General features: G+C 65.9%; 14 protein-coding genes and 1 pseudogene. 12 read left to right on the top strand and 3 right to left on the bottom strand.

The annotated features are described in order from the left end of the window. From Mlute_RS02960 to Mlute_RS02975, 4 genes and pseudogenes are all read left to right on the top strand, one after another. Positions 1-227: pseudogene (locus Mlute_RS02960) on the top strand (alpha-amylase); the annotation flags it as partial. Between the two features lie 7 nt (positions 228-234). Further along, positions 235-1,824 carry an alpha-amylase family glycosyl hydrolase gene (locus Mlute_RS02965; RefSeq protein WP_119359267.1) on the top strand — a complete coding sequence of 530 codons (1,590 nt, stop codon included), beginning with the start codon at positions 235-237 and terminating at the stop codon, positions 1,822-1,824. Next, positions 1,821-2,273: a low molecular weight protein-tyrosine-phosphatase gene (locus Mlute_RS02970; RefSeq protein WP_245958833.1), complete on the top strand. Its 453-nt coding sequence runs from the start codon at positions 1,821-1,823 to the stop codon at positions 2,271-2,273. The genes Mlute_RS02965 and Mlute_RS02970 overlap by 4 nt, the downstream gene beginning before the upstream one ends. Further along, the gene (locus tag Mlute_RS02975; protein ID WP_119359268.1) at positions 2,260-3,042 is read left to right on the top strand and encodes a fructosamine kinase family protein; all 783 of its coding nucleotides are present in this window, start codon (positions 2,260-2,262) and stop codon (positions 3,040-3,042) included. The genes Mlute_RS02970 and Mlute_RS02975 overlap by 14 nt, the downstream gene beginning before the upstream one ends. On the opposite strand, the gene Mlute_RS02980 is transcribed toward Mlute_RS02975, so the two are convergent. From Mlute_RS02980 to Mlute_RS02990, 3 genes are read right to left on the bottom strand one after another with little or no spacing between them, the layout of a single operon-like run. Then, positions 3,039-4,256 (bottom strand): vWA domain-containing protein, encoded by a 1,218-nt coding sequence (locus Mlute_RS02980; RefSeq protein WP_119359269.1) that lies wholly within the window; start codon positions 4,254-4,256, stop codon positions 3,039-3,041. The two genes, Mlute_RS02975 and Mlute_RS02980, sit on opposite strands and share 4 nt — an antisense overlap. A gap of 9 nt (positions 4,257-4,265) precedes the next feature. Then, the gene (locus Mlute_RS02985; RefSeq protein WP_119359270.1) at positions 4,266-5,684 is read right to left on the bottom strand and encodes a sigma 54-interacting transcriptional regulator; all 1,419 of its coding nucleotides are present in this window, start codon (positions 5,682-5,684) and stop codon (positions 4,266-4,268) included. Continuing rightward, positions 5,681-6,301: a LutC/YkgG family protein gene (locus tag Mlute_RS02990; RefSeq protein WP_119359271.1), complete on the bottom strand. Its 621-nt coding sequence runs from the start codon at positions 6,299-6,301 to the stop codon at positions 5,681-5,683. Before Mlute_RS02990 ends, Mlute_RS02985 begins: the two co-directional genes overlap by 4 nt. A gap of 98 nt (positions 6,302-6,399) precedes the next feature. On the opposite strand from Mlute_RS02990, the gene Mlute_RS02995 reads away from it, so the two are divergent. The 8 genes from Mlute_RS02995 to Mlute_RS03030 are packed head-to-tail and all read left to right on the top strand — an operon-like array spanning position 6,400 to position 13,947. Next, positions 6,400-7,422, top strand: coding sequence for a LacI family DNA-binding transcriptional regulator (locus Mlute_RS02995; RefSeq protein ID WP_119359272.1), 1,023 nt, complete (start codon positions 6,400-6,402; stop codon positions 7,420-7,422). Then, complete coding sequence (locus tag Mlute_RS03000; protein WP_119359273.1) at positions 7,419-8,324, top strand: ABC transporter permease; 906 nt, start codon at positions 7,419-7,421, stop codon at positions 8,322-8,324. The genes Mlute_RS02995 and Mlute_RS03000 overlap by 4 nt, the downstream gene beginning before the upstream one ends. 9 nt (positions 8,325-8,333) lie before the next feature. Beyond that, positions 8,334-9,203 (top strand): carbohydrate ABC transporter permease, encoded by an 870-nt coding sequence (locus tag Mlute_RS03005; protein ID WP_119359274.1) that lies wholly within the window; start codon positions 8,334-8,336, stop codon positions 9,201-9,203. A 13-nt stretch (positions 9,204-9,216) separates the two neighbouring features. Beyond that, positions 9,217-10,764, top strand: coding sequence for an extracellular solute-binding protein (locus Mlute_RS03010; protein WP_119359275.1), 1,548 nt, complete (start codon positions 9,217-9,219; stop codon positions 10,762-10,764). Between the two features lie 2 nt (positions 10,765-10,766). After that, complete coding sequence (iolB, locus tag Mlute_RS03015; protein WP_119359276.1) at positions 10,767-11,564, top strand: 5-deoxy-glucuronate isomerase; 798 nt, start codon at positions 10,767-10,769, stop codon at positions 11,562-11,564. Between the two features lie 3 nt (positions 11,565-11,567). Then, positions 11,568-12,353: a 2-dehydro-3-deoxy-D-gluconate 5-dehydrogenase KduD gene (gene kduD, locus Mlute_RS03020; protein ID WP_119359277.1), complete on the top strand. Its 786-nt coding sequence runs from the start codon at positions 11,568-11,570 to the stop codon at positions 12,351-12,353. An 11-nt stretch (positions 12,354-12,364) separates the two neighbouring features. Beyond that, complete coding sequence (locus tag Mlute_RS03025; protein ID WP_119359278.1) at positions 12,365-13,012, top strand: bifunctional 4-hydroxy-2-oxoglutarate aldolase/2-dehydro-3-deoxy-phosphogluconate aldolase; 648 nt, start codon at positions 12,365-12,367, stop codon at positions 13,010-13,012. Further along, on the top strand, positions 13,009-13,947 hold the full coding sequence (locus tag Mlute_RS03030; RefSeq protein ID WP_119359279.1) for a sugar kinase: 939 nt from the start codon (positions 13,009-13,011) through the stop codon (positions 13,945-13,947). The genes Mlute_RS03025 and Mlute_RS03030 overlap by 4 nt, the downstream gene beginning before the upstream one ends. Positions 13,948-13,949: the final 2 nt, after the last annotated feature.

Consider the following 13,949-nt stretch of genomic DNA (forward strand, 5'->3'; position numbering starts at 1 on the left):
CCACCCGGCCCCTCTGGCAGGCCAACCCCCACCTCCTGCTCCTAAAGCGGGAACACCCCTTAGGCCCTTTGGTACAGGTGTACAACTTCAGCGAAGAGGAACAACCCTTCCCCTTTGAGGCCCTGCGCCAGGAGGGCATCGTCCAACCCTTTGACCGGATTACCGAGGCCCCAGCCCCGGCCTACCTGCGGCCCTACGAGCGGCTCTGGCTTATCCAACGCCCCTAGGAGACTTATGGAATGGTGGAGAACCGCAAGCATCTATCAGATTTACCCCCGCAGCTTCCAGGACTCAAACGGCGATGGGGTAGGCGACCTGCCGGGCATCCGCAAGCGACTCGGCTACATCCGCGACCTGGGCTTTGATGCCATCTGGCTCTCGCCCTTCTACAAAAGCCCCATGAAGGACTTCGGCTACGACGTGGCCGACTACTGCGATGTAGACCCCATCTTCGGCACTCTGAAGGACTTTGACGACCTCCTGGCCGAGGCTCACCGGCTGGGGCTGAAGGTGCTCATTGATTTCGTACCCAACCACACCTCCGACCAGCACCCCTGGTTCTTGGAGTCCCGCTCCTCGCGCGACAATCCCAAGCGCGACTGGTACGTCTGGCGCGACCCGGCCCCCGATGGCGGCCCCCCCAACAACTGGATGTCCTACTTTGGCGGGCCCTCCTGGACGTTGGACGAAAAAACCGGCCAGTACTACCTGCACCAGTTTCTGCCCGAGCAACCCGACCTCAACTGGCGCAACCCCGAGGTGCGGAGGGCCATGTACGACGTGATGCGCTTCTGGCTGGATAGGGGGGTGGACGGCTTTAGAGTAGACGTGCTGTGGCTCCTGGTAGAGGATGCCCTCTTCCGCGATGAGCCCGAGAACCCCCTGTACCAACCCGGCCAGGTAGACCGCTTCCGCCATATTCACATCTACCAGGAAGACCAGCCCGAGACCCGCGAGATTGTCCAGGAGATGCGCAAGGTGCTGGACGAGTATCCGGGAGACCGGGTGATGGTGGGGGAAATCTACCTGCCCTACGAGCAACTTATCCCCTACTACGGCACCGCAGAGAAGCCCGGCTGCCACCTGCCTTTCAACTTCCACCTGATTTTTAGGGGGCTTTCCAACTGGACGGCCCAGAACATCCGGGCCATCGTGGAGGAGTACGAGCAGAGTCTGCCCCCCTTCGCCACCCCCAACTGGGTACTGGGCAACCACGACCAGCACCGCCTGGCCAGCCGCATCGGGCACGACCAGGCCCGCGTAGCCGCGATGATGCTCTTTACCCTGCGGGGCTCGCCGACCTGGTACTACGGCGACGAGATCGGCATGGTGGATGGGCTGATCCCACCCGAAAAGGTGCAAGACCCCGCCGCCCTGCGCCAGCGCGGGGCCGCCGGCGAGCACGGCCTCGACCCAGGCCGCGACCCCGAGCGTACCCCCATGCAGTGGACGCCTCACGCCTACGCGGGTTTCAGCACGGTGGAGCCCTGGCTGCCCATCAACCCCGACTACCCCGAGCGCAACGTGGAGGCCCAGGATGCCGACCCCTTCTCCATGCTGACCCTGGTGCGCACCCTGCTGGTGGTGCGACGGGAGACCCAGGCCCTTCTCCATGGGGACTACCAGGCCTACAAGGCCCCCCCAGGGGTCTTTGCCTACCTGCGGGGAGGCGAGGTGCTGGTGGCGCTGAACTTCACCGGGGAAGCCAAGAGGCTCTCCACACCAGGAGGGGAAATCCTCCTCTCAACCCACCTGGACCGGTATGAAAAGGTGGGGGGCGTGCTCGAGCTCCGGCCCCACGAGGGCGTGATTGTGAAGCTATGAAACGGGTGCTCTTCATCTGCATGGGCAACATCTGCCGCAGCCCCATGGCCGAGGGCATTCTGCGCAAAAAGCTGCGCGAGCGCGGCCTGGAAGGGCAGTTCGAGGTGGACTCCTGCGGCACCGGCGGCTGGCACCAGGGCGAGCCCGCCGACCCGCGCACCGAAGAGGTCCTGGTCAAGCACGGTGCCCTCTTCCCCCACACCGCCCGCAAGGTCCGGGCCGAGGACCTGGAGCGCTTTGACCACATCTTCGTGATGGACCACGACAACCTGCGCACCCTCGAGCGCATGTTCCCCGAGCACAAAGGCAAGGCCCGGCTAATTCTGGAGCTAAACGGCGGGGGAGAGGTGCCCGACCCCTACTACAGCGGGATGGAGGCCTTTGAGCAGGTCTACCGGATGCTGGACGAGGCCCTGGAGGTCTTCTTGAACACCCATGCGCCCCGCTGAAATCCTGCGCCTGGCCCGGCTCCCACAACACCCCGCGCGGCCCCTCCCAGGGGGGGACACAGGCCGGGTCTGGCGGGCCGGCCCCTACGTGGTCAAGACCTGCCCAAACCCGCCCGCGGGCCTTTTTCTAGCCGAGGCCCGGGGCCTGCAGGCGCTGCGAGGGGCCGAGGTGCGGACGCCAGAGGTCCTTTGGGCGGGGGAGGAGGGGCTGGTGCTGGCCTACCTACCCCCCGGGAAGCCCGACTGGCCCGCTTTGGCTGAGATGCTGGCCCGCCTGCACCGCCACAAAGCCCCCACCTACGGCAGTCCGGTCCCAGCCTATCTGGGCCGGTTCGCCCTTCCAGGAGGCACCTCGGACGACTGGGCCCGCTTCTGGGCAGAAAAACGGATGCAGCCCCTGCTGGAGGCCACCTGGGGGAGGCTCGAGGGGCTCGAGCCCCGGGTAGAGGCCAGCTTGAAGACCCCTCTACCCCAGGAAGGCCCAGTGCTCATCCACGGCGACCTCTGGCATGGCAACGTGCTGCACGCAGAGGAAGGCCCGGCCCTGCTGGACCCTTCGGCCTGGTGGGGTGAGCGCGGGGTTGACCTAGCGATGATGCGGCTCTTCGGCGGCTTTCCCCGGGAATTCTGGGAGCACTACCAGGCCCACTACCCCATCCCCCCAGAGGTGGAGGCCGCGCTGCCCCGGTACCAGCTCTACTACCTTTTGCTCCACCTCCATCTCTTTGGCTCCGGCTACCTACCTGCCATTGCCCGCACCCTCGGCTAGTTGCGGCTCACCTTGCGGTTCAAAAAGTCCATCAAGACGTACTTGCCAATGTTGGCCGGGGTGGTTAGGTAGGCCTTTCCCCGGGTGATCTGGGTGATCTTCTTGACAAAGGCCAGAAGCTCCGGCTCCCGGGCCAGCATAAAGGTGTGGATGGGAATGCCCTCCTTACGGGCCAGGGTGGCCTCCTTGAGGGTTTCGGCCAGGATGACGGGGTCAAGCCCCCAGGCGTTCTTGTATATCTGCCCCGAGGGCAGGGTAAGGGCGGAGGGCTTCCCGTCGGTGATCATGATGATCTGCTTCATCTCTCCGCTCATCTTGCGCAGCATCTTGCGGGCCAGCCTCAGCCCCTCAGCGGTGTTGGTGTGGTAGGGCCCCACCTGCACCGTGGGAAGCCGGCCCAGGGGGACTTCCTCGGCGCTGTCGTGAAAGATGCCGAAGCGCACCTGGTCGCCCGGGTACTGGGTACGGATAAGGTGGGCCAGGCCCAGCGCCACCCGCTTGGCCGGGGTAAAGCGGTCCTCCCCGTAGAGGATCATGGAGTGGGAGCAGTCGAGCAACACCACCGTGTTCATGGCCGCGGTGTACTCGGAGAGCTCAACCACCAGGTCCTCCGGCCCCAGGTTGTCCAGGCCCTTCATGACCAGGTTTTTTAGGGTTTCCCCGATGTGCAGGTTGGGCTGGTCGCCGAACTCGTAGGGTTTGGTCTCGCCGCTGGACTCTACCCCTGGGGCGTAGTGCCGAGTGGGGTGGGCCCCTGGGGCATTCTTCCCCAGAGCACCGAGCAGGGCCCGCAGGCTCTTCATACCCAGGAAGTCCACCGATTTGTTGGTGAGCTCGAGCCGGGCTTCCTGGGCCTGGCCCTGGTAGCCCTGGCCCGGCTGGCTGGGATCAGTCCCGGGAAGCCGGATGTAACCCTCGTCCTGCAGGCGCTGGATGAGCTTCTGTATCTCCCGGTAAAGCCGGGTCTCCTCCTTGCGGTTGGCGAACCGGGCCTCCCGCAGCCACTCCTCGGGGATGCGGTCCTGCTCCAGCAGGGCCTGCAAAAGCGCGTCGTAGAGGTCCTCCAGGGTGGGGCCCCGGTTGGGGTCGGGCTGGTAGCGGTTGTAGGGGTCGGAAAAGCCCGAATCCATCAGGAAGTCCTGGATCATCTCCATCAGGTCGGCCCCGCTGAGGTCGTCAAAGCCGGGCTCGTACTTGGAGTAACGGACGCGCATGGCTCCTCCTCAATTCCCACTGCCCCAACGCTCCCCCCGCTCCAAGGGGGCGCTGTAGCTCTCCTCTCCTCGGGCAATCTTGCGCCGGCCCGCCAGGCCCTCCAGGATGAACTCAGCCGCCGCCACCAGGGCCTCTGGGGTGGCCTGCGGCTCCAGCTTCCGGGCTGCGGCCAGCAGCCCTGGTACCTTCTCCATCTCCCCGAGCACCTCCTTGGCCCCGGCCTCGGGCAGGGTTAGCAGATGGCCTTCAGAGAAGTACTGCACGATCTCATCGGTGGCCAAGCCTCGTGCGCGCTCCCCATAAACCATGCCAAAGGCCCTCAGCAGGAGGTCTTTGGCCACCCGCTCGGCCCCCTGGAGCTCACCCTCGTACTCGAGCTCTATCTTTCCGGTAATCGCTGGCAAAGCAGCGTAGAGGTCAAGGGGCCGGGCCACCGGCCGCTCGCCAAAGCGCAGGGCCCGGCGCTCAGCGTTGGAGACCACCAGCTCCAAGAGGCTTATGGACAGGCGCTGGGAGACCCCCGAGGTCTTGTCCACCCGCTTGTCCTCCCGGGCCACAAAGGCCACCGCCTCCGAGGCTTCCGCCACGTAGGCCGGCACGTATATGCCCTCCTCGCGGGCGACCCAGGCCTCCTGACGGGTGATGGCCAGGCCCTCCTCCAGGGTGCGCGGGTAGTGGGTACGAATCTCCGAGCCGATGCGGTCCTTGAGGGGGGTGACAATCTTCCCACGGGCGGTGTAGTCCTGGGGGTTGGCGGTAAAGGTGAGCCAGACGTCCAGCGCAAGGCGCACAGGGTAACCCCGTATCTGCACATCCCCTTCCTGAAGGATGTTGAAAAGCGCCACCTGCACCTTAGGGGCCAGGTCGGCCACCTCGTTTATGGCGAAGATGCCCCGGTTGGCCCTGGGTAAAAGCCCGTAGTGAACCGCCTCCAGGTCGGAAAGCCCGCTGCCCCGCCGGGCCGCCTTGATGGGGTCTATATCGCCCAAGATGTCGGCCACGGTGGTGTCGGGGGTAGCCAGCTTCTCCACATACCGCTCGGAACGAGGAACCCAGACGATGGGGGCATCCTCCCCCGCCTCTTCCAGGAGCCGCTTGGCCTCGGCCGATAGGGGGGCCAGGGGGTTGTCGCGAAGCTCGGTGGGCAAAGCCGGAATCTCCTCGTCCAGAAGGTCGGTGAGCTGGCGCAGGATGCGGCTTTTGGCCTGGCCCCGCAGGCCCAGCAGGATGAAGTTGTGCCGCGCCAGGATGGCGTTGATCAGGCCGGGGATGACCGTGTCGTCGTAGCCGTGGATGCCGGGAAAAACCCGCTCGCCGGAGCGGAGCTTGGCGATGAGGTTCTCCCGCGCCTCGTCCTTGACGCTGCGGCGAAGTTTCTCCAGCGGGTAAGTGCGCCTCAGCTCGCCTAAGGTCCGGGCCTTGCTCATTGCTCCAGTTTAGCCTGGGGAGCCTCGGGCGTCTGTAAATCAGATGGGGATTGGTCCACCAGGGCCACCACCAGGCGCCCCGGCCCGTGCACCCCCTTGACCATGATCTGCCCGATGTCCGCAGACTTGCTGGGCCCTGAGTGGAGGGCTAGGGCCGAGGGCCGGTGGGACAAGGACAGAAGGGCCTCGTAAAGCGTGGCGTAGACCCGACTCCCCGGGACAAAAACCAGATGGGTAGGGGGCAGAAGCTGAACCCGGCGCCCCTCCCGGCTGCCCAGGACCACCGTGCCCGTCTCGGCCACCGCCCCTAGGGCCCAGGAGACCCCCAGGGGGGCCTCCTCCGGCGGACGAAGCGGGAGGGCAGGGCGGAGCGCAGCAGGGAGCCCCTCCCCCAAAGCCACCCCCTCAAAGGTCTGGGCGAAGCCGGCCAACCACGCCTGGGCAGCCTCGAGGCTCTCCAGCACCACCGCCTCGGCTCCGTTCTCTTCTAGCCGCCTTAGAAAGAGGGCCCGGGCCTCAGCCGGGGCCAGGGAGGCCGGCTCTAAGGAAGGGGGCAGCTCGAGCCGGGGGCGGTGCTCCAGCGCCCGGCGAATCCGCGCCAGGATGCGCTCGCGCATAACCGCAGTCTAGCAGGCTTGACAAGCCGGGGTGGGAGGCTTAGAGTTTGAGTTAACGATAACTCAAAATTTTTTACCCATAGAAAAGGGAAATAAAAATGCCAGATAGTAACGTTACCCTAGAGCACGTGGCCCGCCTCGCGGGGGTCTCAAAGGTCACCGTTTCCAAGGTGCTCAACAACACCGGGCGCATCTCTGAGGACACCCGGAAGCGCGTGCTGGAGGCCGCTCGCCAACTCGGTTACGTAGCCAACACCGCCGCCCGAAGCCTGCGGGGGCGGCCCACCCAGATTCTGGGGATGGTCATCCCAGAGCTCATAAGCCCCTACTTTGCCGAAGTGGCCCGGGCCGCGGCCGACGCAGCCAGCCGGCAGGGCTACGACCTGGCCCTCTTCACCACCTCGCGCGATCCCAAGCGGGAACGGGAGCGGGTAGGGGCGCTGCTGGGGGGCCTGGCTGATGGGCTAATCATTGTGGTACCGATTGGGGCAGCAGGGTTCCTAGCCGATTTGGAGCGGAGCCGGGCCCCGGTGGTGCTTATCAACCATTTTGGCGCCAGCACCCACCTGCCGGTGGTGCGGGCGGACAGCTTTCAAGGCTCGCTCGCCGCGGTAGAGCACCTGCTCTCGCTGGGGCACCGGCGCATCGGCTTTGTAACCGGAGCGGCCCACTCGAGCCAGGCCGCCGAACGCTACCGGGCCTACCAGGCCTGCATGGTGGCGGCCGGGCTGTGGGACGAGGCCCTGGTACGCCCGGGGGACTTCACCCAAAGGCGCGGCTTTGAGGCCGGCCTGGAGCTGCTGAGCCTGCCCGATCCGCCCACCGCCATTTTTGCCGCCAGCGACCTGACCGCTTTTGGGGTGATTGACGCGGCCCGGGCCAAAGGCCTGCGGGTGCCCGAGGACCTCTCGGTGGTGGGCTTTGACGACATCCCGGCCGCAGCCCACGCCCATCCCAGCCTGACCAGCGTGGCCCACCCCATCCAGGCCATGGCCCAGGCCGCGGTGGACCTTTTCTTGAAGGCTCGAGCCGGCCAAACGGTGCGGGATACCCTGATTGAGTTTCCCAGCCGGCTGGTGGTGCGGGCCTCCAGCGGCCCCGCGCCCAGGAGGTGGCCATGAGGACCTTGGGGCAAAGGCTTTGGCGGTACCGAGGGCTTTACCTGATGTTGCTTCCGGGGCTCCTCTACTTCTTGGTCTTCCGCTACTGGCCTCTTTGGAACGCCCAGATCGCCTTCCGCGACTTCCAGCCGGTCCTGGGGGTCTGGGGCAGCCCCTGGGTGGGTTTGCAACACTTTTACGACTTCTTCAACTCCTACTACTTTGAACAGCTCCTGCGCAACACCCTGGTTATCAGCGTGGCCAAAATCGTAGCCGGTATCCCCCCAGCGGTCCTCTTAGCCATCGCGCTGCACGAGACCAGCCGGCGCTTCCTCTCCCGGCTGGTGCAGACCGTGAGCTTCCTGCCCCACTTCCTCTCCTGGGTCATCGTCTACGGCATCCTGCTGGCGGTGCTCTCACCGAGCGACGGCCTTCTAAACCAGTTCCTACAGGCCTTTGGGCTGGAGCCTATCCCCTTCCTCACCTCGGTGCAGACCTTCCAACCGGTGGTGGTGCTCTCCGAGGTGTGGAAGGAGACCGGCTGGAGCGCCGTCCTGTTCCTAGCCGCCCTTCTCTCCATCAACCCAGCCCTCTACGAGGCCGCGGCTATAGACGGAGCCTCACGCTGGCAACAGGTGCGCTACATCTCTTTGCCGGGTCTGACCGGGGTATTGGTGCTGGTGCTGCTCCTCAAAATCGGCAGCATCCTGGACGCCGGCTTCCACCAAATCTTCGTGCTCTACTCGCTCCCCGTCTACAGCGTGGGGGACATCATTGACACCTGGGTCTACCGCCAGGGAATCCTGAACTTCCAGTTCAGCCTGGCCACCGCGGTGGGCCTGTTCAAAGGGGCGATTGGGCTAGTGCTCATCGTGCTGGCCAACCACCTGGCCCGGCGCTGGACGGGCAACAGCCTTTACTGAGGGAGAACCATGGCCCGCAAGATACTTTCCCGAAGCGACCGGTGGTTTGAGTGGAGCGTGGACGCCTTCTTGGTCCTGGTGCTGGTCATCACCCTGGTGCCAATGTGGTACGTGGTGATGGTCTCCCTCCTCCCCTTTGGCGAAAGGCCTAGCCTATGGCTGCCTCCTTGGAAGTGGTCGTTTGAGGCCTATGCCCAGCTCGTAGGCCAGCCCTCCATCTGGCGGGCCCTGCTAAACAGCGTAATCCTGACCGTGGGCGGAGTGTTCATCAGCCTAAGCCTGACCGTGTTGGCCGCCTACCCCCTCTCCCGACGCGACCTCCCAGGCCGGGGGCTGATCGTGGGCCTGATCCTGTTCACCTTCCTCTTCAACGCCGGGCTTATCCCCACTTTCCTGGTGGTCAAAGACCTGGGGCTGCTCAACACCTACTGGGCCATCCTGCTCAATGGGGCCATCAGCGTCTACAACCTTTTGGTCTTGAAGACCTTCTTCCAGAGTATCCCCGAGAGCCTCGAGGAGGCCGCCCGCATAGACGGGGCCAGCGACTTCCAGGTGCTGTGGCACGTGGTGCTGCCCCTTTCCAAACCCGCCCTGCTCACCATCGGGCTTTTCTATGGTGTGGCCAATTGGAACAACTTCTTCGAACCCATCCTCTTCCTCTCCGACCGCAACCTGATGCCCCTGCCGGTGGTGTTGCGGGACATCCTCACCGGGCTCAACGTCGCCGAGTACGTGGAGGGCAGCGCGGCCCAGGCTGCCCCAGCCGAGGCCCTGAAGATGGCCTCCGTTGTCCTTATCACGCTGCCGATGCTTTTGGTCTACCCCTGGCTCCAGCGCCACTTCACCAAAGGGGTGCTCATCGGCAGCGTGAAGGAATAGTAAGGAGGAAGCTATGCGCAAAGGTCCAAAGCTCCTGCTGTTGGCTGCGGTTCTGGCCACCCTTGCTGCTAAGGCCCAGGGCCCCACCGAGCTGCACGTGGCGCTGTACGCGGCCAACCCCGAGGCCCCTGCCCCGCCGCCAAACTGGGAGGTCTACCAGATTCTGCGGGACAAACTGGGCATCAACCTCAAGTTCACCATGCTGCCCACCGGGGCCGATGGCGACAACCGGCTGGGGGCCCTGGCCGCCGCCAACGACCTGCCCGACCTCTTTGAGGTGCGCAGCCTAGCCCTCTTTGACCGGCTGTTACAACAAGGCCAGCTCGCCCCAGTGAACAAGCTATTCCCTCAGATGCCCCGCCGCACCCAGGTGCGCTACTCCGACCCCCGGCGTAACCGCCTGGTGAGCGTGCGCGACCAGATTTACGGCCTCCAGGAACGGGTCACCCTAAGCCGTCAGTACGCCATCTGGGTGCGCAAGGACTGGCTGGACAGGCTGGGCCTGCAACCCCCCAGCACGCTGGAGGAGTTCTTTCAGGTGGCCAAGGCCTTTACCGAACGCGACCCTGATGGAAACGGCCGCAACGACACCTACGGCTTCGGCGGGGTGATTGATTACGATACCGCCGGCATCCTGCCAGGCCTTGGTCTGGGCAACCACTTCCAGTGGGTCTACGGCGCCTACGGTGTGGCCGGCACCTGGAACTACGACCCCAGGGCCTTCGCCGCCAACCTGCGCGACCCCAACTTCCGGCGGGCCACCGAGTTCATCCGCCGCCTGGTGGAGGCCAAGGTGATAGACCCCGACTGGGCCACGCTGCGCCGGGCCGACCTGCGCACCCGCTGGCAACAAGGCCGCTACGGCATGTTCTTCGAGAGCGTAGGTGGGCTACAGGCCGGGCTGCAAAACTTCTACGCCAACAACCCCAACGCCGAGCTAATCATGCTCGCCCCACCCAAGGGCCCTGAGGGCAAGAGCTCCATGGGCACCTATTCCTCGGCGGGCTGGCTCTTTGTGGTCTCCAAGCGGGCCATGGACAGCGGAAAGGATGCGGCCATCGCCCGCTTCCTGGAATGGGCCCACAGCGGGGAGGGCTACTACCTGCTGGGCTGGGGCCGCAAAGGGCAGGACTACATCCTCGTCAACAACGTGCCCACGGTGAACACCCAGGTTCCCATCAGCGTGCGAGGCAGCTATACCCAGATGCGCTGGCTGGCCTTCAACGCCAACCCTATTGAGATGCGCGGGCGCTACCCCGAGATCACCGTGGCCGGGCGCAAGTTCGTGATGTACCAGCTTATGGAAAAAGCCCAGGCTCAGGGCAACTGGATTAACCGCACCGGCGATGTGGCGGTGAAGGCCGCCCCCAACCAAGCCGACATCGAACGCTACGTCGCGGAGAACCTGGTGCAGTTTGTGCTGGGGCAGCGGCCCATCAACGACACCACCTGGCGTCAGTTCTTGGACGGCCTCAGGAACCTTCGCTTTGAGCAGTACGAGGCTGCAGCGGAGAGAACCCTCCGCGAGTACGGCTACTTGTTGCCCACGCCCACGAGGTGACGATGCGCTACTTCCACACCCTTCCCAAAGGCCCCGGATACCACCCCTTGCCCGACCAAAGCTGCAAGCTGCTGGCCTTCGCCAAGCTCAACCTCGAGCCCCACCAACAGCATCAAGGGGAGACCGGTGACCGGGAGGCGCTGCTGGTGGTGCTCTCTGGCCAGGCCCGGGTGCAGGTGGAGGACAAGGTCTTCGCCCCTGTGGGGGGCCGGCCCAACGTCTTCGCTGGGCTGCCCCACAGCGTCTACCTTCCCCGGGGGGTGCGCTATCGGGTGGAGGCCCTGAGCCGGCTCGAGGCCGCCCTGCCCTCTGCCCCCAGCGACCTAAAAACCGAACCCTACGAAATCCGCCCCGAGCAGGTGCGCACCGGTCAGTGGGGCACCCTCAACTTCAGCCGCCAGTTCCGCGAAATCCTGGTACAGCCCAACGGCCTGCCCGCAAGCCGCCTCATCGTGGGCGAAACCATCACCCCCAGCGGCAACTGGAGCACCTACCCTCCCCACAAGCACGAGGTAGAGGAGGGCGGCGAGGTCTTCCACGAAGAGATGTACTACTTCCGCCTGAGCAGCCCCGAGGGCTTCGGCCTGGTGCGGCACTACAGCCCCGAGCGTGGCTACGACCAAACCTACACCGTCCGCGACGAAACCCTACTGGCCATCCCCCACGGCTACCACACCTACGTGGGGGCCCCCGGCTACACCAGCTACTACCTGTGGTTCCTGGCGGGAGAGGGGCGCACCCAGGGGGTGCGGCTTGACCCAGAGGTTGGCTGGGTGCAGAAGACAGTGGGGATGTTCTGACCCATGAGGCCCACACCTCCCACAAACTACCTAACCCAGCTCTTTTCCCTGCAGGGCAGGGTAGCCCTGGTCACCGGCGGGGCTACCGGCATCGGCCGGGCCATCGCCTTAGGGCTGGCCCAGGCCGGGGCCGACGTGGCGGTGGTCACCGCTCACACCGACCCAAAGGCGGTGGGTGAGGCCATAGAAGGCTTTGGGCGGCGCTTTGCGCCCATATGGGCCGACCTGAACCAACCAGAAGCAGCTTTGCGGGTGGTAGAGGCTGCCGAGGCTGCTTTGGGCCCAGTGGACATCCTGGTCAACAACGCCGGCATTATCCGGCGGGCCCCCGCCGAGGCCTACAGCCCAGCGGACTGGGAAGCGGTCTTGGAGCTCAACCTGAACGCCCTGTGGCGGCTCTCCCAAGCCGTCGGGGTTCGGATGCTGGCTCGAGGCCGGGGCAAAATCATCAACATCGCCTCGCTGCTCTCCTTCCAGGGAGGAATCCGGGTACCGGCCTACGCCGCAGCCAAGCACGCGGTGGCCGGCCTGACCAAGGCCCTGGCCAACGAGTGGGCGGCCTCAGGGGTGAACGTGAACGCCATCGCCCCCGGCTACATCACCACCGACAACACCCAGGCCCTACGGGACGACCCTGAACGGGCCCGGCAGATTCTAGAGCGCATCCCCGCCGGGCGGTGGGGCAGTCCCGAGGACCTGGTGGGGGCTGCCTTGTTCCTGGCCGCCCCCGCCTCCGACTATGTACACGGACACCTGCTGGTGGTGGATGGAGGCTGGTTGGCCCGTTGAAAGGTGGTGCTATGCAGAACCCAAGGTCAGCAGCATCGTTTGAGGAAGAGCTACGCCAGGCCCGCATAATGGGCATCCTGCGGGCCCAAAGCGCGGAAATCGCGGTAGAAGCGGCTCGAGCGGCCATCCGGGCCGGGCTGCGGGTGTTAGAGGTGGCCTTCACCACCCCCGGCGCCACCGAGGCCCTGCAGGAACTCCGGGGGCTACCCATCCTGCTGGGGGCCGGCACCCTCCTCACCCGGGCCGAAGGAGAGGCCGCCTTGGAGGCTGGGGCCCGCTTCTTGGTAAGCCCCCACCTAGGCGAGGACCTCCTCGAGCTAAGCCGGGAAGCCCAGGTTCCCTACCTACCCGGTGTGCTCACCCCCACCGAGGTACACCGGGCCCTGCGGCTGGGCGCCAGCCTTATTAAGCTTTTTCCCATCGGCGCGGTGGGCGGGGCGGTCTACCTCCAAGACCTTCTTGGACCCTTCCCCGGGCTCAAGGCCATGGTCACCGGGGGGGTCAGGCCCAGCGAGGTGCCCCGTTACCTGCAGGCCGGGGCCCTGGCGGTGGGGCTGGGCTCCAACCTATTTCCCCGTCAGGCCCTAGCCGAGGGCCGCTGGGAGGCGGTGGAGGCCGCGGCGAGGGCCGCCCTAGACGAGGCCGGAGGGGTGGTGTGAAGACCTTAGACATCATCGGCATCGGCGAGGCCATGGTAGAGCTCTCCGCCGAGGAGCCCCTGAGCCAGGCCACCCACCTGCGCCGTTCCTACGGCGGCGACGTGCTCAACGCCCTAATCGCTGCGGCCCGGCTGGGGGCCCGGGTAGGCTTCATCAGCCGGGTGGGGCAGGACCCCTTTGGGCCGGGCCTGCTTTCCTCCTGGCAGGCCGAAGGGGTAGACACCCGGCACGCACCTTTGGTGGAGGGGGAGAACGGGGTCTACTTCATCAGCCTACAGGCCAATGGGGAGCGGGAGTTTACCTACCGACGGGCGGGCAGCGCCGCATCACGGCTCAGCCCCGCGGCTCTAGACCCCGCGTACCTACGCCAAGGCCGGGTTTTGCTGCTCTCCGGCATCACCCAGGCCCTCTCGGAAACCGCCCAGGCCACCTGCTTAGAGGCCGCCCGGCTGGCTCGAGGGGCCGGCCTCCTGGTGGCCTTTGACCCCAACTACCGCCCCCGGCTCTGGGCTCCTAGGGGCGGGCTCGAGGCCGCCCAAACCGCCTGGAGCGAGCTAAAGCCCTACGTGGACCTACTGCTGCCCAGCCACCCGGCCGACCTGCCGGCGCTGGCCCTAGAGGGGAAAAGCCCCCCAGAGGCCCTGCAGGCCCTCGCCTCCCAGGGCTTCCGGGTGGCCCTTAAGGCTGGCCCCGAGGGGGCCTGGCTGGCCTGGGAGGGCCGGATTCACCGCCTTCCCCCCAGCCCCACCGGGGCCATACGCGACACCACCGGGGCCGGGGATGCCTGGAACGGAGTCTTTCTGCACGGGCTGCTCTTGGGCCTCAGCCCGGAGGAGGCCGGGGCCCGGGCCAACCGAGCCGCGGCGCAGAAGCTCGGCTTCCGAGGGGCCATCCCTCCTTGGCCCTGGCCCCAGGCCCTGGCCGCAAAGGAGTAAAC

This window comes from Meiothermus luteus (assembly GCF_003574085.1).
In the GTDB taxonomy this organism is placed as follows: Bacteria; Deinococcota; Deinococci; order Deinococcales; family Thermaceae; genus Meiothermus; species Meiothermus luteus.

Excerpts from the sequence above, each read along its gene's own strand:
- Mlute_RS02965 (WP_119359267.1), top strand. The coding sequence starts at position 235 with ATGGAATGGTGGAGAACCGCAAGCATCTATCAGATTTACCCCCGCAGC.
- Mlute_RS02970 (WP_245958833.1), top strand. The coding sequence starts at position 1,821 with ATGAAACGGGTGCTCTTCATCTGCATGGGCAACATCTGCCGCAGCCCC.
- Mlute_RS02975 (WP_119359268.1), top strand. The coding sequence starts at position 2,260 with ATGCGCCCCGCTGAAATCCTGCGCCTGGCCCGGCTCCCACAACACCCC.
- Mlute_RS02980 (WP_119359269.1), bottom strand. The coding sequence starts at position 4,256 with ATGCGCGTCCGTTACTCCAAGTACGAGCCCGGCTTTGACGACCTCAGC.
- Mlute_RS02985 (WP_119359270.1), bottom strand. The coding sequence starts at position 5,684 with ATGAGCAAGGCCCGGACCTTAGGCGAGCTGAGGCGCACTTACCCGCTG.
- Mlute_RS02990 (WP_119359271.1), bottom strand. The coding sequence starts at position 6,301 with ATGCGCGAGCGCATCCTGGCGCGGATTCGCCGGGCGCTGGAGCACCGC.
- Mlute_RS02995 (WP_119359272.1), top strand. The coding sequence starts at position 6,400 with ATGCCAGATAGTAACGTTACCCTAGAGCACGTGGCCCGCCTCGCGGGG.
- Mlute_RS03000 (WP_119359273.1), top strand. The coding sequence starts at position 7,419 with ATGAGGACCTTGGGGCAAAGGCTTTGGCGGTACCGAGGGCTTTACCTG.
- Mlute_RS03005 (WP_119359274.1), top strand. The coding sequence starts at position 8,334 with ATGGCCCGCAAGATACTTTCCCGAAGCGACCGGTGGTTTGAGTGGAGC.
- Mlute_RS03010 (WP_119359275.1), top strand. The coding sequence starts at position 9,217 with ATGCGCAAAGGTCCAAAGCTCCTGCTGTTGGCTGCGGTTCTGGCCACC.
- iolB (WP_119359276.1), top strand. The coding sequence starts at position 10,767 with ATGCGCTACTTCCACACCCTTCCCAAAGGCCCCGGATACCACCCCTTG.
- kduD (WP_119359277.1), top strand. The coding sequence starts at position 11,568 with ATGAGGCCCACACCTCCCACAAACTACCTAACCCAGCTCTTTTCCCTG.
- Mlute_RS03025 (WP_119359278.1), top strand. The coding sequence starts at position 12,365 with ATGCAGAACCCAAGGTCAGCAGCATCGTTTGAGGAAGAGCTACGCCAG.